Here is an 18,595-nt window from a genome sequence, read left to right on the forward strand (position 1 = left end):
GAAAAAGGCCCGCCGCGTTTCCGCGAGCGGGCCTGATCTGGTCGCCGTGAAGCGGTCCTAGTAGCGGTAGTGATCCGGCTTGAACGGACCCTTTTCCGGCACGCCGATATAGTCGGCCTGGTCCTTGCGCAGGGTCGAGAGCTTGGCGCCCAGCTTCTCCAGGTGGAGGAAGGCGACCTTTTCGTCGAGGTGCTTGGGCAGGGTGTAGACCTGATGCTCGTAGCTGGCCCGGTTGGTCCACAGTTCGATCTGGGCCAGGGTCTGGTTGGTGAACGAGGCCGACATCACGAACGAGGGGTGACCCGTCGCGTTGCCCAGGTTCACCAGGCGGCCTTCGGACAGCACGATCAGCTTCTTGCCGTCCGGGAATTCCACGTGGTGGACCTGCGGCTTGATCTCGTCCCACTTGTAGTTGCGCAGGGCGGCGATCTGAATTTCGCTGTCGAAGTGGCCGATATTGCAGACGATGGCGTTGTTTTTCATCATCCGCATGTCGTCCAGCGTGATGACGTCCTTGTTGCCCGTCGCCGTGACGAAGATGTCGGCCTTGGAGGCGACGTCCTGCAGGGTCTGGACCTCATAGCCTTCCATCGCCGCCTGCAGGGCGCAGATCGGGTCGACTTCGGTGACGATCACGCGGGCGCCGCCCTGACGCAGCGAAGCGGCCGAGCCCTTGCCCACGTCGCCATAGCCGCAGACCACCGCGACCTTGCCCGACAGCATGACGTCGGTGCCGCGACGGATGGCGTCGACCAGGCTTTCGCGGCAGCCATACAGGTTGTCGAACTTGGACTTGGTGACGCTGTCATTAACGTTGATGGCGGGGAACGGCAGGTCGCCCTTCTGGGCCATCTGGTACAGGCGGTGAACGCCCGTGGTGGTTTCTTCCGACACGCCGGTGATGGCGTTTCGGATGGCGGTGTAGAAGCCCGGCTTCTCGGCCAGATACTTCTTCATCACGGCGTAGAGGGCTTCTTCTTCCTCGTTCTGCGGATTGTTGAGAAGGGTCGGGTCCTTCTCGGCCTTGGGGCCCAGCACGCAGAGCAGGGTGGCGTCGCCGCCGTCGTCGAGGATCAGGTTCGGATAGCCGCCGTCGTGCCACTCGAAGATCTTGTGGGCGTATTCCCAGTACTCGACCAGGTTCTCGCCCTTGAAGGCGAACACCGGCACGCCCGAGGCGGCGATGGCTGCGGCGGCGTGGTCCTGGGTCGAGAAGATGTTGCACGACGCCCAGCGGACTTCAGCGCCCAGGGCGGTGAGGGTCTCGATCAGGACGGCGGTCTGGATGGTCATGTGCAGGCTGCCGGCGATGCGGGCGCCCTTCAGGACCTGACCCGGGCCGTATTCGGCGCGGGTGGCCATCAGACCGGGCATTTCGGTCTCGGCGATGGCGATTTCCTTGCGGCCGTAATCGGCGAGCGAGATGTCCTTGACGATGTAGTCGGCCACGGTCGGCTCCTGCGGTCGGTGAATGTCTTGCCGGCCTTATAGCGCGGGCGTCCCTTCCGGGCAATTAACGCATAAAGATATCTTTATATGGCCAGGCTTCACCAGAAGATCCGGGCCTCGGCGAAGGCGTCGCGGGCCTTGCGGGCCTGGCGCATCAGGCGCGCCTCGTCGCCGTCGCCAGCCAACCGGTCCGCCGCGAGGGCAGCCTCCGGCTCGCCGCTGGCCAGGGCCACGCCGCGCGCCAGTTCGGGGCCGACATGCAGATCGTTGAGGTCACCCAGGGCGTCCTGCAAGGCCTTGGTCGCCTCGATGAAGCGTTCGGTCCGCTTGGGATGCTCCGGGAACAGGCCGGCCAGATCCGCGGCGGCGTAGCGCAGGGTCTTGCCCTTCAGGCGCAGGCGATGGCGGGCCGCGGGGTCCAGGTCGTCGAGGCGCGCGCCTTTCTTGACGATAGCGTGGCGGCGGCGCTTCAGCATCGCCGACGCGAAGGCCGGCGCCGACTGGGCGCGGACGGCCGCCAGGTCCGGAGCGGTGGTCCAGGACCCGGCCTCCAGCCAGGCGGCGGCCTCCAGCAGCAGGGCGCGGCCGCGAGCGCTTTCCAGCGCCGCCTCCATGCGCAGATAGGCGTTGGCCTGGGCCGCCAGCAACGCCCGCCCGAAGGCGGCCGCGCCTTCGGCCTGCGGATCGGTCGTGGCCGGACGCCAAACCTCGGCGATGAACACGTCCAGGTCGCGGGCCGTATCCAGTTCGCCGGCCAGCCAGCTGAGTTCCTCGTCCAGCGCCAGCGCCTCCGGTCCGGTCGAAAGCGGCCTGAAGGCCTTGAGCAGCGCTCGCATGCGGCGCGCGGCGACCCGCAGCTGATGCACGCCCTCGGGACCGGGACGTTCGCGCAGGGCCTCGACGCTGGCGCACAGCTGGGACAGGGCCGCGCGCCCAATGGCCTGCAGGGCCTCGCCGACGCTCATGTCCGGGGTCAGCTGGGCGGGCGAGCGGCGCGTCTCGGACGCGGGCTGGCCGGCGCCGGCCAGGCCGTAGCCGCGCTCGGCCTTGCTGACCAGCGACAGGCGCAGCGCTGCCCGCTCGGCCAGCTCACGCGCCAGGTCAAACAGGGCGGCCGGCGCGCCGGCCTTGAGCTCGAGCTCCAGTTCGCAGACCGGCGCGCGGCGCGTCTCGCCGATCAGTTCGCCGCGATCGACGACCGCCTCGATCACCGTCTCGCCCCGGCGGATCATCCGCACAATGCGCTCGACGCTGGTGGTGAACACCGGGTGCAGGGCCTGGCCATTAACGACCGCCGCCGCCGGCGTCGCCGCCAGGGCCGCGTCGTCCGGACCGGGGCCGGCGATGGCGGTCTCCCATTCGCCGCGCGCGAAAATCCCGCCCGCCGAGGCCGATTTCAGGGTCTGCTTGCGGCCGCCTTCGCCGTCGCGAACCCGCAGGCCAAAGCCCGCCTTGCGCAGGGCGTGATCGGCGGTGTCGAAATAGGTGGCGTCCAGCTGGCGGACGGCGCCCTCCCCGCCCCCCTTGCCGGCGAGCAGGGTCAGGATCTGGTCGGCCGCCTCGGGCGCGATCAGGAATTTCAGCTCGATTTCTCGATCCATGTTCCCATCCCGGGCCCTTGGCCCAACCGTCGGCGCGCTGTCTGGCCGCTAAGGCCTATCGCGCGACGGCGGCGACTTGCCAAGCGGCATTACGCGGTTCAAACGTGCGCGCCATGACGCAAATCAACCCCGCACAACCCCGTCACGACTGGACCCTGACCCAGGTCGAGGCCCTGTTCGATCAGCCCTTCATGGAGCTGGTGTTCCAGGCCGCTAACGTCCACCGCGCCGGGTTTGATCCCTCTGAAGTGCAGCTTTCGCAGCTGCTGTCGGTCAAGACCGGCGGCTGCGCGGAAAACTGCGGCTATTGCAGCCAAAGCGCCCACTTCAAGACCGGCCTGCAGGCTGAAAAGCTGATGGACGCCGATGTCGTCATCGCCAAGGCTCGCGCGGCCCGCGATGGCGGCGCGCAGCGCTTCTGCATGGGCGCGGCCTGGCGCGAGCTGAAGGATCGCGACCTGCCCAAGCTGGCGGCGATGATCGGCGGCGTGAAGGCCCTGGGCCTGGAAACCTGCGCCACCCTGGGCATGCTGACGGCGGACCAGGCCAAACAGCTCAAGGACGCCGGCCTCGACTACTACAACCACAACCTCGACACCGGCCCGGAATACTATGCCGACGTGGTGACGACCCGCACCTATCAGGAGCGCCTCGACACCCTGGCCCATGTCCGCGACGCCGGCATGAGCACCTGCTGCGGCGGCATTGTCGGCATGGGCGAGACGCGCCGCGACCGCGCCAGCCTGCTGCATCAGCTGGCCACCCTGCCCAGCCACCCCGACAGCCTGCCGATCAACGGCCTGGTGCCGGTCAGCGGCACGCCGCTGGGCGACAGGATCCTGAAGGACGGCGACAAGGCCATCGACTCCATCGAGTTCGTCCGCACCATCGCCGTCGCCCGCATCGTCTGCCCCCGGTCCATGGTCCGCCTGTCGGCCGGCCGCGACGAGATGAGCCGCGAGCTGCAGGCCCTGTGCTTCCTGGCCGGCGCCAACTCGATCTTCGTCGGCGGCAAGCTGCTGACCACGCCCCTGCCGGGCCAGGACGAGGACAGCGCGCTGTTCCAGGACCTGAACCTGCGCCCGATGGGCGTGCGCCAGGCGGCCCAGGCCGTGGCGGCGGAGTAGTCACGGACACGGGCTCTCAGCCTCACGCGGCATCAGCCACTGAAGGGGTTGGGGAGGCGCGAAGCGGCCGGGGCGAACCCGGATGACCGTGATGTGTTGTGTGCGTTTCGGCTCGACCTGTCCGCTTCGCAGAAGCTGTTCTTGCGTGAGGATTGGGCCAAGCGAGCGTCTTTCAGCTCTGATACCCAAGAGCCCCCGTACGGGCGCGCACCAAGGTCGATCGGCTAACCGTCTCAACCCCCGACGATGCGCGATAGGCGGGTTTACGATCCCTCGCCCTGTCGCTCCACGCTGTCTCTCCGACGAGCCTTCCGGTGGTCCCGGATCTATCCAACGAACAGACCACCTTCGTCCTCGCCGCGTGACCGCGCGGCCCCGCTCAGCTCCATCCCCATCGCCGCTGTTGGGCCGGATCCAGGCGCCTCCCCCTGCGACGGGGACAGCTAAGATTATGCAGCGGGTTTGAGCTCCGAGGATTGGCGCGATCAACTATTTTACAAGCCGTTGATCGGGCTGGAGTTTGTTTCGGAAAGTACGGGGATAAACTGCGCGCCATCCCCATTCCCCAACCCTCTCCCAGAGGGAGAGGAGGGATCGATCTATGCGCCCTCCCCGTCCGGGGAGGACTTTGCGTAGCCTAGAGCCTGGCCAGAACCGCGTCGCCCATTTCCACCGTCGACAGCGAACCGCCGAGGTCGCGGGTGCGCGCCCCACCGTCCAGGGCCGCCTTGACGGCGGCCAGCAGGGCGTCGGCGGCGTCGGCCTGGCCCAGCGACCAGCGCAGGGCCATTTCGAACGACAGGATGGCGGCCAGCGGATTGGCCACGCCCTTGCCGGCGATGTCGGGGGCCGAGCCGTGGATGGGCTCGTACAGGCCCGGCTTGCCGGCCGCGCCCAGCGCCGCCGAGGGCAGCATGCCCAGCGAGCCGGTCAGCATGGCGGCGGCGTCCGACAAGATGTCGCCAAACAGGTTGTCGGTGACGATGACGTCGAACTGCTTGGGCGCCCGGACCAGCTGCATGGCGCAGTTATCGGCCAGGATGTGCTCCAGCTGGACGTCGGCGTATTCGCGGGCGTGCAGCTCGGTGACGACCTGCTTCCACAACAGGCCCGACTCCATGACGTTGGACTTCTCGGCCGAGGCGACGCGGTTGGAGCGGCCACGGGCCAACTCGAAGGCGACGCGGGCGACGCGCTCGATCTCGGCTGTCGTATAGACCTGGGTGTCGACGCCGCGCTTCTGGCCGTCGCCCAGATCGGTGATGCCGCGCGGCTCGCCAAAATAGACGCCGCCCGTCAGCTCGCGGACGAACATGATGTCCAGGCCCGAGACCAGCTCGCGCTTGAGGCTGGAGGCGTCGGCCAGGGCTTCGAAGCAATAGGCCGGGCGCAGGTTGGCGTAGACGTCCATGGCCTTGCGCAGGTTCAGCAAGCCGGCTTCCGGGCGCAGGTGGCGCGGGGCGTCCTTCCACTTGGGACCGCCGACCGCGCCCATCAGCACCGCGTCGCTGGCCAGGGCCCGGTCACGGACCTCGCCGGTCAGGGGCGTGCCGTGGACGTCGTAGCTGGCGCCGCCATAGATGGCCTCCTCGACGTTCAGGTCCGGCGTCAGGGCGGCGGCCACGCGGCGGACCTGGGCGGTGACTTCGGGACCGATGCCGTCGCCCGGCAGGAGGAGAAGCGTGGACATGGAGGGCTCTCTTCAGATTTCGCGGTAGGCGGAAACGTCAAATGACGACATGCGGCGCTCGCCTATCCCCAGCTCCGGCCAGCAGGCGCGCCAGGCGGCCATGTGCGGGCTGGCGCGGTGGAAGGCCAGGGCGTTTTCGTCGACGAAATGCTCATAGACCCGGATCAGGCCCGGATCGAGCGGATCCTCGGTCAGGGCGTAGTCCAGGCAGCCCGGCTCGGCCCGGCTGCCCTCGACCTGGGCGCGCAGGTGCGGCCGCAGGTCGGCCAGGCGTTCGGGCGGGAGGCGGACGGTGCCGGCGAGGATGATGGTCATGTCAGCACTCTCTCCCTTCCCCCTCGATGGGGGAAGGGCGGGGATGGGGGTGAAGGCGGTTCAGGATGTGGCGATGCCGAGCCGAAGCCCGCTGGCGGTGTCACCCCCACCCCTGCCCCTCCCCCATCCAAGGGGGAGGGAAGAGATCTAGACTTCCAGCCAGGGCTCGCTGAGCGCCCGCTTGCTCTCATACAGGTCGATGTCGCCGCCGTGCATCATGGTCTCGCCGATGGCGTCGAGGCCGCGCAGCATCTTGTCCTTGCGGACCGGATCGATCTGGAAGGCGAAGGTCTTGCCCGAGGGCGAGATCACCGTCTGGGCTTCCAGGTCAATGCTGACCATGTGGTTGCCGCCCTTGGCCTCGTCCATCAGGACGGCGATCTCCTCGGGCGCCAGCACCACCGGCAGCAGGCCGTTGTTGAAGCAGTTGTTGTTGAAGATGTCGGCGAAGCTGGTCGAGATCACGCACATGATCCCGAAGTCCATCAGGGCCCACGGCGCGTGCTCGCGCGACGAGCCGCAGCCGAAATTGTCGCCGGCGATCAGGACGGACGAGCCCTTGTACTCCGGCCGGTTCAGCACGAAGTCGCTGATCTCGTTCCCCTCGCCATCGAAGCGGAAGTCGTAGAACAGGCCCTTGGCCAGACCCTCGCGTTCCACGGTCTTGAGGAACTGCTTGGGGATGATCTGGTCGGTGTCGATATTGGCCAGCGACAGCGGGACGGCGCGGCCGTCGAGACGGGTGAAGGCCTGCATCAGACGGTCTCCTCCAGGAAGGTGCGCACATCGACCAGATGCCCGGCGATCGCCGCCGCCGCCGCCATGGCGGGGGAGACGAGGTGGGTGCGGCCGGCGCGGCCCTGGCGGCCTTCGAAGTTGCGGTTGCTGGTCGAGGCGCAGCGCTCGCCCGGCTGCAGCTTGTCGGGGTTCATGGCCAGGCACATCGAGCAGCCCGGCTCGCGCCAGTCAAAGCCCGCGGCCTTGAAGATGGCGTCCAGGCCTTCTTCCTCGGCCTGTTCCTTGACCAGGCCCGAGCCCGGCACCACCATGGCCGTAACGTGCGGCGCGACGAGGCGGCCGTGCAGGAAGGCCTCCTGCACCACGGCGGCGGCGGCGCGCATGTCCTCGATCCGGCTGTTGGTGCACGAGCCGATGAAGACGCGATCGATGCGAGCTTCCGAGATCGGCTGGCCGGCGGTCAGGCCCATATAGTCCAGCGCCCGATGGGCGGCCGAGCGCTTGTCGGGCGTGGCGAAGCTTTCCGGATCGGGCACCTTGCCGGTCACCGGGATGACGTCCTCGGGGCTGGTGCCCCAGGTGACCATCGGGACCAGGGACGAGGCGTCGATCGTCACGGTGCGGTCGAAGACGGCGTCCGGGTCGGTGAAGAAGGTCTTCCAGTGGCTCTTGGCCATGTCCCAGGCCGCGCCCTTGGGGGCGGCGGGCTTGCCCTGGATATAGGCGTAGGTCTTGTCGTCGGGCGCGATCAGCCCGGCCTTGGCCCCGCCCTCGATGGTCAGGTTGCACAGGGTCATGCGGCCTTCCATCGACAGGGCCGAGATGGCCTCGCCGGCGAACTCGATCACATAGCCGGTGCCGCCGGCGGTGCCGATCTCGCCGATCACGGCGAGCGCGATGTCCTTGCCGGTGACGCCGGGACCCAGCTGGCCGTCGACGCGGACCAGCATGTTCTTCGACTTCTTCTGGCGCAGGGTCTGGGTGGCCAGGACGTGCTCGACTTCCGAGGTGCCGATGCCGTGGGCCAGGGCCCCGAAGGCGCCGTGGGTCGAGGTGTGGCTGTCGCCGCAGACGATGGTCATGCCCGGTTGGGTGCGGCCCTGCTCGGGACCCACCACGTGGACGATGCCGTTACGGATATCGCCCATCGGGAAGAACGGGATGCCGTTGTCCTTGACGTTGCGGGCCAGGGTCTGCAGCTGCAGCCGGGCTTCCTCGTCCTTGACGGCGTCGACGCCCAGGGCCTGGCCCTCGGTCGGGATATTGTGGTCGGCCACCGCCAGGGTGCGGTCGGGGCGGCGCACCTTGCGACCGGCCGCGCGAAGGCCGGCGAAGGCCTGCGGGGTGGTCACCTCGTGGATCAGGTGCAGGTCGATATAGAGGATGGCCTCGCCGTCAGCCTCGCTGACGACGTGAGCGTCCCAGATCTTGTCGTAAAGGGTTTTGCCGGACATGGCCGGGATATAGGGCGGATCGTGCGTGGAAATCCAGTCCCGGGCCGGGCTGGCGACAATTTCTTGCCGGGCGTGGCCGACAGGCGACTTTGCGGAACGAATAAAGGGCGCGCCCCTCTCGCGTGAGACCTGGGTGCGCGCCCTGTTGTCATTTTGGTTTCGTGACTTGAAGCCTTTGAAACCGGCCACACCCTGGAAGGGAGCGGTCTGAAACCTCGTCGCCTGAGCGGTGGGGGTGACATCACGGTCAGCTCAAAGCCGGCTTCTGTCAAGAAGTGTGCGAACGCACTAAAGGGCGACCTCGCCCGGATTGGTTGAGAGCGGGCCAGAAAATCGCCGCAAAGAAAAAGGCCCCGGCGTTTCCACCGGGGCCTCGTTCGATCTTCAGGAAAGGCGGCTTATTCAGCGGCGCCCTTTTCCTTGCGGATCGTCTGGCGTTCGGCGATCCGGGCCGACTTACCGCGACGGTCGCGCAGGTAGTAGAGCTTGGCGCGACGGACGACGCCGCGACGCTTGACTTCGATGCTTTCGATGTTCGGCGACAGCAGCGGGAACAGACGCTCCACGCCTTCGCCGAACGAGATCTTGCGGACCGTGAAGCTCTCATGGATGCCGGCGCCGGCGCGGGCGATGCAGACGCCCTCGTAGGCCTGAACGCGTTCGCGCTCGCCTTCCTTGATCTTCACGTTGACGCGCAGGGTGTCGCCAGCCTGGAAGTCGGGGATCGCCCGGACGGCCAGCAGACGCGCGGATTCTTCCTGCTCGAGTTGCTTGATGATGTTGATAGCCATGTCTCAGTCTCCTTTGGGCTTACCCTTGGTCGGGCCGCCTTTTGCCTGTTGATTGGCGAGATGCGCTTCCCAAAGATCGGGTCGCCGCTCGCGAGTGGTCTCTTCACGCATACTGTTGCGCCACTGGGCCACCTTCTTGTGGTCGCCCGACAGCAGCACCTCGGGGATATCCAGCCCTTCGAACGTCCGCGGTCGCGTGTACTGCGGATGCTCGAGGAGACCGTCCTCGAAGCTTTCTTCCAGCGTGCTCTCGATGTTCCCCAGAACCCCCGGGGCAAGTCGAACGCACGCCTCGATCACGACCATCGCCGCCGCCTCGCCACCGGCGAGCACCGCGTCTCCGACCGAGACCTCCTCGAACCCCCGGGCGTCGAGCACCCGCTGGTCCACCCCCTCGAAACGGCCGCACAGGACGATGATCCCGGGCGCCTCGCTCCATTGCCGAACACGCGCCTGGGTCAGGGGCCGACCCCGGGCGCTCATGTACAAAAGCGGCCGCCCACCGACCTCCACGCTGTCCAGCGCGGCGGCGATGACGTCCGCTTTCAGTACGGCTCCCGCGCCGCCACCCGCAGGGGTGTCGTCGAGGAAGCCGCGCTTATCCTTGGAAAAGGGCCGAATGTCCAGTGTTTCCAATCGCCACAGGTCCTGCTCCTTCCAGGCGGTCCCGATCATCGAGACGCCGAGCGGGCCAGGGAAGGCCTCGGGGAACATGGTCATGACGGTGGCTGTGAACGGCATGGGCGCTCTTTAGCGCCGGACACGGCAAATGTCGAAGCGCGGCAGGGCCGCCGGGGGCGTCTTCACCATGCGCGTTGGGGGCTTGTTCACCCTCCTGGGCGAAGGTGACGCTCGAAGACCCATCCTGGATCCAGACATGTTCGCTCTGCCTCGCCGCCTCCGACGACCGCTCGACGCCCTGCGGGGCGACGAGCGTGGCGCGGTGGCCGTGCAGTTCGCCTTTCTGGCCCTGCCGATCGCCATCCTGGCCTTTGGCCTGCTGGACATGAACCGGATCAGCGTCCAGCGCCGCCAGCTGCAGGACGCCCTGGACGCCGCCACCCTGATGGCCGCCCGCTCGACCGAGACCACCAATGCGGGGCTGGATACGGTGGGCGACGCGGCCTTCGCCGCCGAGATGGCGGGCCTGGGCCTGACCCTGACGACGGCCAACACCACCTTCGTGTCGGGCACGGGCAACAAGGTCATCGGCTCGGCGTCGGTCACCATCACCCCGATCATCTCCAACCTGTGGACCCGCAACAACACCACCGTCACCGCCTCGTCGGAGGTTGTGCGGTCGGTCAACAAGCTGGAAGTGGCCCTGGTGCTGGACAACACCGGCTCGATGGACAGCTACCTGGGCTCTGGCGACAAGAAGATCGACGCCCTGATCGACGCCTCCAAGGAACTGGTCGACACCCTTGCCGCCGCCGCCGCCCGCGCCTCGGAGACCGATGCGGTCAAGATCGCGGTCGTGCCGTTCTCGATGACCGTGAACGTCGGCTCCACCTATTCGTCGGCCAGCTGGATCACCGGCACGATGCCGGACGCGACCTATTATGGCCCCGACATCTTCAACAGCGCGCAGAACCGTTTCACCCTGCTCACCCAGACGGGCATCAGCTGGGCGGGCTGCGTCGAAAGCCGGCCCGCTCCCTACGACATCAGCGACGATGCGCCCGTCACCGGCACGCCGGCCACGATGTTCGTGCCCTATTTCGCGCCCGACGAGCCGGACAGCTACACGGTCCAGAGCGGCACCAATCGCTGGGGCAACCCGACCTATTACAGCGCCAGCAACAACTGGATCACCGACGACAAATCCAATTCCAGCAACTGGTTCACACGCCAGGGCGAGCCGGCCAAATACGCGACCAGCAACAAGTCCAAGATCATCAACTCCGCCAAGACCGGCACCAGCTCCGGGCCCAATGACGGCTGCGGCATCACCAACGTGCTGCGGATGACCAATGTCCGCACGGCGGCCGGCGCCACGACGGTCAAGGACAAGCTCGACGACATGGTCGCCACCGGCAACACCAACGTGGCCATGGGCACGGTCTGGGGCTGGCACATGATCTCGCCCAACGCGCCGTTCGCTGACGGATCGGCCTATGGAACCCGCAATGTCAGCAAGGTCATCATCCTGCTTACCGACGGCGACAACGTCATGAGCGAGACCAGCGATCCCAATGACTCCACCTACAGCGGCTATGGCTATGTCTGGCAGAAGCGGCTGAAGAACGCCTCCAATGTCTCGCTCGACGTCGGCGCCAGCGGAAGCGATCGCCGCGACGCCATGGACAGTCGGCAGACCAAGACCTGCGCCGCGGCCAAGGCCAAGGGCGTGGTCATCTACAGCATCGGCGTCGGCGTCTCGGCCCACTCCAAGGTCGTGCTGCAGGGCTGCGCCTCGACCAGCGACAAATATTACGACGTCACCAACGCAGCCCAGCTGTCGGCGGTGTTCGACGCCATCGCCGGCTCGATCCAGAACCTGCGCATCGCCAAATAAAAAGGCCCCGCCGGAAACCGGCGGGACCCCTGAATGGCGACAGTCTGGCCGCCCTAGGCCAACTTGATCTCGCGCAGACGCTGTTGAAGGAACTCGTCGGCGGTGATCGATTCCGGATAGCGGTCCGGGTTCTCGGCGGTCACGCAGCCGGGCAGGGTCTTGATCTCGTAGTCCGACGCGAAATGCAGGAAGAACGGCGTCGAATAGCGCGGGATGTGGCGACGCTCCGGCGGCGGGTTCTGCACCCGGTGGATCGTCGAGGGCAGGACGTGGTTGGTCAGCCGCTCCAGCATGTCGCCGATATTGATGACGATACAGCCCGGCGGCGGATTGATCGGCAGCCACTCGCCGTTGCGGTCCAGCAGCTCCAGACCGCCCTCCTCGGCGCCCATCAGCAGGGTGATGGTGTTGATGTCGCCGTGGGCGCCGGCCCGCACGCCCGTGGCGTCGATCGGGATCGGCGGATAGTGCAGCAGGCGCAGGACGCTGTTGCCGTTCTCGATGGTGGGCTTGAAGAAGCCTCTGTCCAGCTTCAGATAGACGGCGATGGCCTCCAGCACCTTGCCGCCCATGCTGTCGAGCGCGTTGTAGAACCACGACACGTCATGCTTGAAGGCCGGGATTTCGGCCGGCCAGACATTGTCGGCCATGGTGGCGCGGAACCGGTGGCCGGGCGGCAGATCGCGGCCCATGTGCCAGAATTCCTTCAGGTCGTGATGCGTGGCGCCCTTGGCGGTCTCGACGCCGAACGGGATATAGCCGCGCGCGCCGCCCTTGACCCCGGCATATTGCTTCTTGATGTCGACCGGCAGGGCGAAGAAGGCCTTGGCGTCGGAGATGGCCGCGTCGATGCGGTCCTGGTCCATGTCGTATTCCGACAGCACCGCGAAACCGTAGCGTTCAAACGAGGCGCCCAGCGTCTGGGAGAAGCCCTCGAAATCCTTGCTGTAGAGCGTGAAAGAGATCGGATCGATCGCGGACGTGGACACAGGGCTCAGCCTCGGAAGTTAGTAAGTCGAGGCTTACTACACCGGGAAACGTCCGGAACGAAGACCCGTTCATCGTAGCGTCATGTCGCAGGATGGAACTTGACCATGAGCCGGGCGTTTGCCCTCTCGATGATCAAGCGTGACCACACGCACCGGACCTGAACACGAAAGACCACGGCCATGATGAAGAAGACCGCGCTGGTTGCGCTGCTGATGGGGGCCGCCGCCCTGACCGCCTGCACCACCACCGACCCCTATACCGGCATGCCGGTGCGCAACAACACCGGCACGGGCGCCCTGACCGGGGCCGGCGTCGGCGCGGTGCTGGGCTATCTGACCAACACCAATTCGGGCGAGCAGGGCCGCAAGAACGCGCTGATCGGCGCGGGCATCGGCGCCCTGGCCGGCGGCGCGGTCGGCAATTACATGGACCGTCAGCAGGCTGACTTCCGCCGCAGCCTGGAGGGCTCGGGCGTCATGATCCGCCGCAACGGCGACCAGATCGTTCTGGTGATGCCCAGCGACGTGACCTTCGCCGTCGACCAGTCGGACGTGCAGCCGCAGTTCACCCGCGTGCTCGATGACGTCGCGCGCACCCTGAACGCCTATCCCCAGACCACCATCGACGTCGTCGGCCATGCCGACAGCAGCGGCCCCGACGCCTATAACCAGACCCTGTCGGAACGCCGCGCCAGCTCGGTGGCCAGCTATCTGGTCGGCGCCGGCCGGGTGCTGGGCGACCGCGTCTTCGTGGCCGGCATGGGCGAACGCCAGCCGATCGCCGACAACGGCACGGCCGAGGGCCGCAGCCAGAACCGCCGGGTCGAGATCGTTCTGCGTCCGATCACGCAGTAGGGCCGGCTGTCACAAGTCCTCCCCCTGAAGGGGGAGGCGGCCGAAGGCCGGAGGAGGAAGATCGCAGTGAGTCACCAGCACTTCCCCCTCCGTCGCCTACGGCGACACCTCCCCCGCTAGGGGGAGGATTTGAGCTACTCCGCCCCTTCCTTCTCCGCGCGCTCGCGCAGTTCCTGTTCCAGGCTGGCCGTATCCCACGCCCCGCCGGCGTCGCCCGGCCGCATGCGCGACAGGTCGGCGGCCAGCAGGCGATCCATGGTCTGGGCGGCGTCGCGCGAGGCCAGGATATAGGCCTCTTCCTGCCCCCACATCGGACGCAGCTCCTCGAAGGTGCGCCGGTCGTGATGCCGGAAGAACGAGGCCGCCCGGTGGGCGCGGTGGGCGCGGAACCCCAGCTTCTGCAAGGCCGTCTGGCCTAGGGCCAGGGCGGACTCGAAGGTCTCGCGCTCAACCGCGTCGGCGCCGTTGGCCAGCAGGTCATAGGCATGACGCCGGTCCCAGGCCCGCGCCAGGATCACCAGGTCGGGAAAGGCCTTGCGGGCCGTCTCGACCAGTTCGACCGTCTTTTCCCGATCATCCAGGGCCACGATCAGCATCCGCGCTCGCTCGATGCCTGCGGCGCGCAGCAGGTCCATGCGGGTGGCGTCGCCATAGTGCACGCGGCGACCGAACCGCCGCAGCAGGTCGATCTGCTCGATATCGCTGTCCAGAACCGTCGAACGGAAGCCGTTGGCGGTCAGCAGGCGGCCGGTGATCTGGCCGAACCGTCCGAAGCCGGCGATGATGATGTCGGGCTCGCCGTCGTCGAAATCGCCGGTATCGGGGGTGACGTCGGCGATGGCCGCGTCCATGGCCGCGGCGACCCGCTCATACAGGATCATGGCCAGAGGCGTCAGGGCCATGGAGACGGCGACGGCGGCGGTCAGCAGGGCCGCCAGCTGGGCCCCGATCACGCCGGCGCCGACCGTGAAGGTCAGCAGCACGAAGGCGAACTCCCCGCCCTGGGCCAGGGCCGTGGCGACGGCGGCGGCGCCGCGCAGCGGAGCGCCGAACAGCCGAGCCAGACCCAGCATGACCAGGAACTTCAGCACCATCAGGCCCAGCACCAGCCCGATCAGGGTCAGGGGCTGGGTGGCGATCAGCGGCAGGTCGACGCCGGCGCCCACGGTGATGAAGAACAGGCCCAGCAGCAGGCCCCGGAAGGGCTCGATGTCGGTCTCCAGCTCGCGGCGGAACTCGCTTTCGGCCAGCACCACCCCGGCCAGGAAGGCGCCCAACGCCGGCGACAGCCCGACCATCTGCATCAGGCTGGCCACCCCCACCACGATCAGCAGGGCCGAAGCGGTGAAGATCTCGCGCAGGCGGGCCTTGGCGATGAAGCGGAACAGCGGGCGCACCAGATAGCGCCCGCCCCCGACCACGGCGCCCACGGCGGCGAAGACGGACAGGCCCTGGGCCCAGATCGGCAGATGCGAGACCAGGCTGGCTCCATGCCCCCCGGCGTCGCCATGGACAGGCGGCGCGATGGTGGCCAGCAGGGGCAGCAGGGCGAACATCGGGATCACCGCCAGGTCCTGCAGCAGCAGGATCCCGAAGGCGGCGCGACCGACCGGGCCTTGCCTCAGCCCCTTCTCGTCCAGGGTCTGCAGCACAATGGCCGTCGACGACATGGCCAGCACCATGCCGACCGCCAGGGCCGTCTGCCACGGCAGGCCCAGCAGCATCGAAACCCCGGCGATCGCCAGCGAGGTGACCACCACCTGGGCGCCGCCAAAGCCGAAGATCGCCTTGCGCATGTCCCACAGGGTGGAGGGCTGGACCTCCAGCCCGATCAGAAACAGCAGGATGACCACGCCGAACTCGGCGAATTTCATCACATCGGCCTGGGCGCCGATCAGCGACAGGGCGTGCGGGCCGATGACCAAGCCGGCGATCAGATAGCCGAGCACCGAGCCCAGCCCGAGCCGCTTGGCGATCGGCACCGAGATCACGGCCGCGCCCAGATAGAACAGGGTCTGGGTGAGGAAGGATTCCATGGTTCAGACCTCCAGCTTGCTGGGCAGAAGCGAGGCGATGCGGGCCTTGTAGCGCTCGGCCTCGGCCTTCAGCGCCGCGTCGTCCTTGACCGCCGCGCCGTGCACGACGAAGGGCGTCTCCCAGACCATGCCGCACAGGTGGGCGGTCTGCTCCAGCGGCCGCAGGAACTCGTCCATCGTGAAGCGATTATAGCCCTGGGCGTGATAGGCCTTGGCGCTGGCGCCGGTGGTGCAGGCGACGAACAGACGCTTGCCCTGCAGGGCCACGCCGTCGTGGCCATAGGCGAAGCCGTGCAGCCAGACCAGATCCAGCCACTCCTTCATCAGCGCCGGGGTCGAGTACCAGTACATCGGGAACTGCAGGGCGATGACGTCATGGGCCACCAGGTCGGCCTGCTCGGCCTCGATATCGATCGCGAAGTCCGGATAGGTCTCATAGAGATCGCGGAAGGTGACGCGGGAAAGGCCCTTGGCGGCCTTGGCCAGGGCCCGGTTGGCGCGAGAGCGTTCAAGCGCGGGATGGGCCAGAACCAGCAGCACGCCGGAGGTGGCGGGGGCCGCGGAGCCGGTGTTACCCTCGCCCATGGCTTCGTGAGCGTTCAAGCAGCGTCTCCAAGCATCGGATTTTTATTCATCAAGGGTTGAATTTCTTCGGCCGCCGGGCGAGACCCTTCGCCAAACATCGGCATGCCAAAGGCTGGTGACGGAGGATCCATGGTCGACAAGGTGCAGACAGACGCCGTCGAGGCCCTTTCGGGGCTGCTGTTCGACGGCATGACCATCATGGCCGGAGGCTTCGGCCTCTGCGGCATTCCGGAAAACCTGATCGCGGCGATCCGCGAGACGGGGGTCAGGGACCTCACGGTCGTCTCCAACAATTGCGGCGTCGATGGCTTTGGCCTGGGGATCCTGCTGGAGAACCGCCAGATCAAGAAGATGATCTCGTCCTATGTGGGGGAGAACAAGCTGTTCGAACAGCTCTACCTCAGCGGCGAGCTGGAACTGGAGTTCAATCCGCAGGGAACCCTGGCCGAACGCATTCGCGCCGGCGGCGCGGGCATTCCGGCCTTCTTTACGAAGACCGGTGTCGGAACCCTGGTCGCCGAGGGCAAGGAAGTCCGCGAGTTCGACGGTGAGCTCTATGTGATGGAACGCGGCCTGACCGCCGACCTGTCGATCGTCAAGGCCTGGAAGGCCGACGCCGAGGGCAATCTGGTCTATCGAAAGACCGCCCGAAACTTCAATCCGATGATGGCCACGGCCGGCAAGGCCACCGTCGTCGAGGTCGAGGAGATCGTCGCTATCGGCGCGCTCGACAAGGACAACATCCACACCCCCGGCATCTATGTCGACCGGGTGCTGAAGGGCGCGAAGTTCGAGAAGCGCATCGAGCGTGTCACCACCCGCCAAAAGGAATCTGTCTGATGGCCTGGACACGCGACGACATGGCCGCCCGCGCGGCGAAGGAACTGCGCGACGGCTTCTATGTGAACCTGGGCATCGGCATCCCGACCCTGGTGGCCAACTACATCCCCGAAGGCATGAGCGTCACGCTGCAGAGCGAGAACGGCATGCTGGGCATGGGCCCCTTCCCCTATGAGGGCCAGGAAGACGCCGACCTGATCAATGCCGGCAAGCAGACGATCACCGAACTGGATTCCAGCTCGTATTTCTCGTCGGCCGACAGCTTCGCCATGATCCGCGGCGGCCATATCGCCCTGTCGATCCTGGGCGGCATGCAGGTGTCGGAGACCGGCGACCTGGCCAACTGGATGGTGCCCGGCAAGATGGTCAAGGGCATGGGCGGGGCCATGGATCTGGTCGCCGGCGTCAAGCGCGTGGTGGTCGTGATGGACCACTGCGAGAAATCAGGCGCACCCAAGCTGCTCAAGGCCTGCTCTCTGCCGCTGACCGGGGCCGGCGTGGTCGACTTGCTGATCACCGAACTGGGCGTTTTCGAGATCAATCGCGGCAAGACGCCCGTGCGGCTGATCGAACTCGCGCCGGGCGTCACGGTCGATGAGGTCAAGGCCAAGACCGAGGCGGCCTTCGAGGTCGCGATCTAGTCTGAAGGGCTGACTATTCAGGAAGACTTACGCGGCGCGCATCGAAAGGTGCGCGCCGTTTGCGTTTGCCGGCTGTGGCACGCAGAACAAACGAAAACGGCCTCCCGAAGGAGGCCGTTCTTGATCTTGGGTGCGGGGACAGGATTTGAACCTGTGACCTTCAGGTTATGAGCCTGACGAGCTACCGGGCTGCTCCACCCCGCGGCGAAGTGGGTAGTTGGTGATCGTGAGGTAGGGGGGACTTTGAAGTTCGACTTGGTATTGGCATCCTTTTAGCGGACCTGGCGGCGACCTACTCTCCCGCGCCTTGAGACGAAGTACCATTGGCCCAGGGGGACTTAACGACCGAGTTCGGAATGGGATCGGGTGGGGAACCCCCGGCATAGCCACCAGGTCAGCAAAAAGGATGCGCGCGATGCTCCGAGAAGCACCGGTTATATCAAGTCGAAGAAGACATCGTATGTCTGATGCTACAAAGAGCATTTGCATAGGTTTGGCTGAAGAACGATCAAGCCTATCGAGCTATTAGTACCAGTAAGCTACACGCCTCACAGCGCTTCCACACCTGGCCTATCAACGTGGTGGTCTTCCACGGCTCTCAGCGAGACCTTGTTTTGAGGTTAGTTTCCCGCTTAGATGCTTTCAGCGGTTATCTAGTCCACACTTAGCTACCCTGCTGCACAGCTGGCGCCATGACAGGTCCACCAGAGGTGTGTCCATCCCGGTCCTCTCGTACTAGGGACAGATCCTCTCAAGTCTCGTACACCCACGGCAGATAGGGACCAAACTGTCTCACGACGTTCTGAACCCAGCTCACGTACCACTTTAATCGGCGAACAGCCGAACCCTTGGGACCTGCTCCAGCCCCAGGATGTGATGAGCCGACATCGAGGTGCCAAACTTTGCCGTCGATATGGACTCTTGGGCAAAATCAGCCTGTTATCCCTAGAGTACCTTTTATTCGTT

General features: G+C 66.5%; 16 protein-coding genes, 1 tRNA gene and 2 rRNA genes (1 of these 19 only partly in view). 5 read left to right on the forward strand and 14 right to left on the reverse strand.

Going from position 1 to position 18,595, the window contains the following annotated elements; genetic code table 11:
* Positions 1-57 precede the first annotated feature (57 nt).
* Together ahcY and ACW17V_RS18740 are read right to left on the reverse strand one after the other, a co-directional pair.
* Entirely contained in the window at positions 58-1,449 is a 1,392-nt protein-coding gene (gene ahcY / locus ACW17V_RS18735; protein WP_492106550.1) for an adenosylhomocysteinase, read from the reverse strand.
* Between the two features lie 98 nt (positions 1,450-1,547).
* Positions 1,548-3,050, reverse strand: a complete 1,503-nt coding sequence (locus ACW17V_RS18740; protein ID WP_492106551.1) for a CYTH and CHAD domain-containing protein — start codon at positions 3,048-3,050, stop codon at positions 1,548-1,550.
* A gap of 113 nt (positions 3,051-3,163) precedes the next feature.
* On the opposite strand from ACW17V_RS18740, the gene bioB reads away from it, so the two are divergent.
* Positions 3,164-4,177: a biotin synthase BioB gene (gene bioB, locus ACW17V_RS18745; RefSeq protein ID WP_492106552.1), complete on the forward strand. Its 1,014-nt coding sequence runs from the start codon at positions 3,164-3,166 to the stop codon at positions 4,175-4,177.
* 637 nt (positions 4,178-4,814) lie between these two features.
* Here bioB and leuB read toward each other — a convergent pair.
* The 6 genes from leuB to trmD all read right to left on the reverse strand — a co-directional run bounded on the left by leuB (position 4,815) and on the right by trmD (position 9,906).
* The gene (leuB, locus tag ACW17V_RS18750; RefSeq protein WP_492106553.1) at positions 4,815-5,867 is read right to left on the reverse strand and encodes a 3-isopropylmalate dehydrogenase; all 1,053 of its coding nucleotides are present in this window, start codon (positions 5,865-5,867) and stop codon (positions 4,815-4,817) included.
* A 12-nt stretch (positions 5,868-5,879) separates the two neighbouring features.
* Positions 5,880-6,182, reverse strand: a complete 303-nt coding sequence (locus ACW17V_RS18755) for a putative quinol monooxygenase (RefSeq protein WP_492106554.1) — start codon at positions 6,180-6,182, stop codon at positions 5,880-5,882.
* 147 nt (positions 6,183-6,329) lie between these two features.
* Complete coding sequence (leuD, locus tag ACW17V_RS18760; protein WP_492106555.1) at positions 6,330-6,938, reverse strand: 3-isopropylmalate dehydratase small subunit; 609 nt, start codon at positions 6,936-6,938, stop codon at positions 6,330-6,332.
* The gene (gene leuC, locus ACW17V_RS18765; protein WP_492106556.1) at positions 6,938-8,374 is read right to left on the reverse strand and encodes a 3-isopropylmalate dehydratase large subunit; all 1,437 of its coding nucleotides are present in this window, start codon (positions 8,372-8,374) and stop codon (positions 6,938-6,940) included. The genes leuD and leuC overlap by 1 nt, the downstream gene beginning before the upstream one ends.
* A 398-nt stretch (positions 8,375-8,772) precedes the next feature.
* Complete coding sequence (gene rplS / locus ACW17V_RS18770; RefSeq protein WP_492106557.1) at positions 8,773-9,165, reverse strand: 50S ribosomal protein L19; 393 nt, start codon at positions 9,163-9,165, stop codon at positions 8,773-8,775.
* 3 nt (positions 9,166-9,168) lie between these two features.
* A complete protein-coding gene (trmD, locus tag ACW17V_RS18775) occupies positions 9,169-9,906 on the reverse strand; it encodes a tRNA (guanosine(37)-N1)-methyltransferase TrmD (protein WP_492106558.1) in 738 nt (245 codons plus the stop codon).
* Positions 9,907-10,042: 136 nt separating this feature from the next.
* On the opposite strand from trmD, the gene ACW17V_RS18780 reads away from it, so the two are divergent.
* Entirely contained in the window at positions 10,043-11,683 is a 1,641-nt protein-coding gene (locus tag ACW17V_RS18780) for a TadE/TadG family type IV pilus assembly protein (RefSeq protein ID WP_492106559.1), read from the forward strand.
* Between the two features lie 53 nt (positions 11,684-11,736).
* Here the strand turns inward: ACW17V_RS18780 and ACW17V_RS18785 are convergent, their stop codons facing one another.
* Positions 11,737-12,672: an isopenicillin N synthase family dioxygenase gene (locus ACW17V_RS18785; RefSeq protein ID WP_492106560.1), complete on the reverse strand. Its 936-nt coding sequence runs from the start codon at positions 12,670-12,672 to the stop codon at positions 11,737-11,739.
* Between the two features lie 180 nt (positions 12,673-12,852).
* Here ACW17V_RS18785 and ACW17V_RS18790 point away from each other — a divergent pair, with 180 nt between their 5' ends.
* Positions 12,853-13,527: a YiaD family glycine zipper/OmpA-like lipoprotein gene (locus tag ACW17V_RS18790; protein ID WP_492106561.1), complete on the forward strand. Its 675-nt coding sequence runs from the start codon at positions 12,853-12,855 to the stop codon at positions 13,525-13,527.
* A 134-nt stretch (positions 13,528-13,661) separates the two neighbouring features.
* Here ACW17V_RS18790 and ACW17V_RS18795 read toward each other — a convergent pair whose 3' ends face one another.
* Complete coding sequence (locus ACW17V_RS18795; protein ID WP_492106562.1) at positions 13,662-15,563, reverse strand: monovalent cation:proton antiporter-2 (CPA2) family protein; 1,902 nt, start codon at positions 15,561-15,563, stop codon at positions 13,662-13,664.
* Positions 15,564-15,566: 3 nt separating this feature from the next.
* Positions 15,567-16,148, reverse strand: coding sequence for a glutathione-regulated potassium-efflux system oxidoreductase KefF (gene kefF, locus ACW17V_RS18800; RefSeq protein ID WP_492108830.1), 582 nt, complete (start codon positions 16,146-16,148; stop codon positions 15,567-15,569).
* A gap of 129 nt (positions 16,149-16,277) precedes the next feature.
* On the opposite strand from kefF, the gene ACW17V_RS18805 reads away from it, so the two are divergent.
* Positions 16,278-16,988, forward strand: a complete 711-nt coding sequence (locus ACW17V_RS18805; protein ID WP_492106563.1) for a CoA transferase subunit A — start codon at positions 16,278-16,280, stop codon at positions 16,986-16,988.
* A complete protein-coding gene (locus ACW17V_RS18810) occupies positions 16,988-17,629 on the forward strand; it encodes a 3-oxoacid CoA-transferase subunit B (RefSeq protein WP_492106564.1) in 642 nt (213 codons plus the stop codon). Before ACW17V_RS18805 ends, ACW17V_RS18810 begins: the two co-directional genes overlap by 1 nt.
* 127 nt (positions 17,630-17,756) lie before the next feature.
* On the opposite strand, the gene ACW17V_RS18815 is transcribed toward ACW17V_RS18810, so the two are convergent.
* From ACW17V_RS18815 to ACW17V_RS18825, 3 genes are all read right to left on the reverse strand, one after another.
* Positions 17,757-17,833, reverse strand: a tRNA-Met gene (locus ACW17V_RS18815).
* A 75-nt stretch (positions 17,834-17,908) separates the two neighbouring features.
* Positions 17,909-18,023: ribosomal RNA gene (rrf, locus tag ACW17V_RS18820) — 5S ribosomal RNA — on the reverse strand.
* A 110-nt stretch (positions 18,024-18,133) separates the two neighbouring features.
* Positions 18,134-18,595 (reverse strand): 23S ribosomal RNA (locus ACW17V_RS18825) (it continues 2,328 nt past the right edge of the window).

It is taken from the genome of Caulobacter sp. FV2ye17ST (assembly GCF_058680955.1).

Bases quoted from the DNA above. Each gene is read 5' to 3' on its own strand.
- ACW17V_RS18740 (WP_492106551.1), bottom strand. From the start codon at position 3,050: ATGGATCGAGAAATCGAGCTGAAATTCCTGATCGCGCCCGAGGCGGCC.
- bioB (WP_492106552.1), top strand. From the start codon at position 3,164: ATGACGCAAATCAACCCCGCACAACCCCGTCACGACTGGACCCTGACC.
- leuB (WP_492106553.1), bottom strand. From the start codon at position 5,867: ATGTCCACGCTTCTCCTCCTGCCGGGCGACGGCATCGGTCCCGAAGTC.
- ACW17V_RS18755 (WP_492106554.1), bottom strand. From the start codon at position 6,182: ATGACCATCATCCTCGCCGGCACCGTCCGCCTCCCGCCCGAACGCCTG.
- leuD (WP_492106555.1), bottom strand. From the start codon at position 6,938: ATGCAGGCCTTCACCCGTCTCGACGGCCGCGCCGTCCCGCTGTCGCTG.
- leuC (WP_492106556.1), bottom strand. From the start codon at position 8,374: ATGTCCGGCAAAACCCTTTACGACAAGATCTGGGACGCTCACGTCGTC.
- rplS (WP_492106557.1), bottom strand. From the start codon at position 9,165: ATGGCTATCAACATCATCAAGCAACTCGAGCAGGAAGAATCCGCGCGT.
- trmD (WP_492106558.1), bottom strand. From the start codon at position 9,906: ATGCCGTTCACAGCCACCGTCATGACCATGTTCCCCGAGGCCTTCCCT.
- ACW17V_RS18780 (WP_492106559.1), top strand. From the start codon at position 10,043: ATGTTCGCTCTGCCTCGCCGCCTCCGACGACCGCTCGACGCCCTGCGG.
- ACW17V_RS18790 (WP_492106561.1), top strand. From the start codon at position 12,853: ATGATGAAGAAGACCGCGCTGGTTGCGCTGCTGATGGGGGCCGCCGCC.
- ACW17V_RS18795 (WP_492106562.1), bottom strand. From the start codon at position 15,563: ATGGAATCCTTCCTCACCCAGACCCTGTTCTATCTGGGCGCGGCCGTG.
- kefF (WP_492108830.1), bottom strand. From the start codon at position 16,148: ATGGGCGAGGGTAACACCGGCTCCGCGGCCCCCGCCACCTCCGGCGTG.
- ACW17V_RS18805 (WP_492106563.1), top strand. From the start codon at position 16,278: ATGGTCGACAAGGTGCAGACAGACGCCGTCGAGGCCCTTTCGGGGCTG.
- ACW17V_RS18810 (WP_492106564.1), top strand. From the start codon at position 16,988: ATGGCCTGGACACGCGACGACATGGCCGCCCGCGCGGCGAAGGAACTG.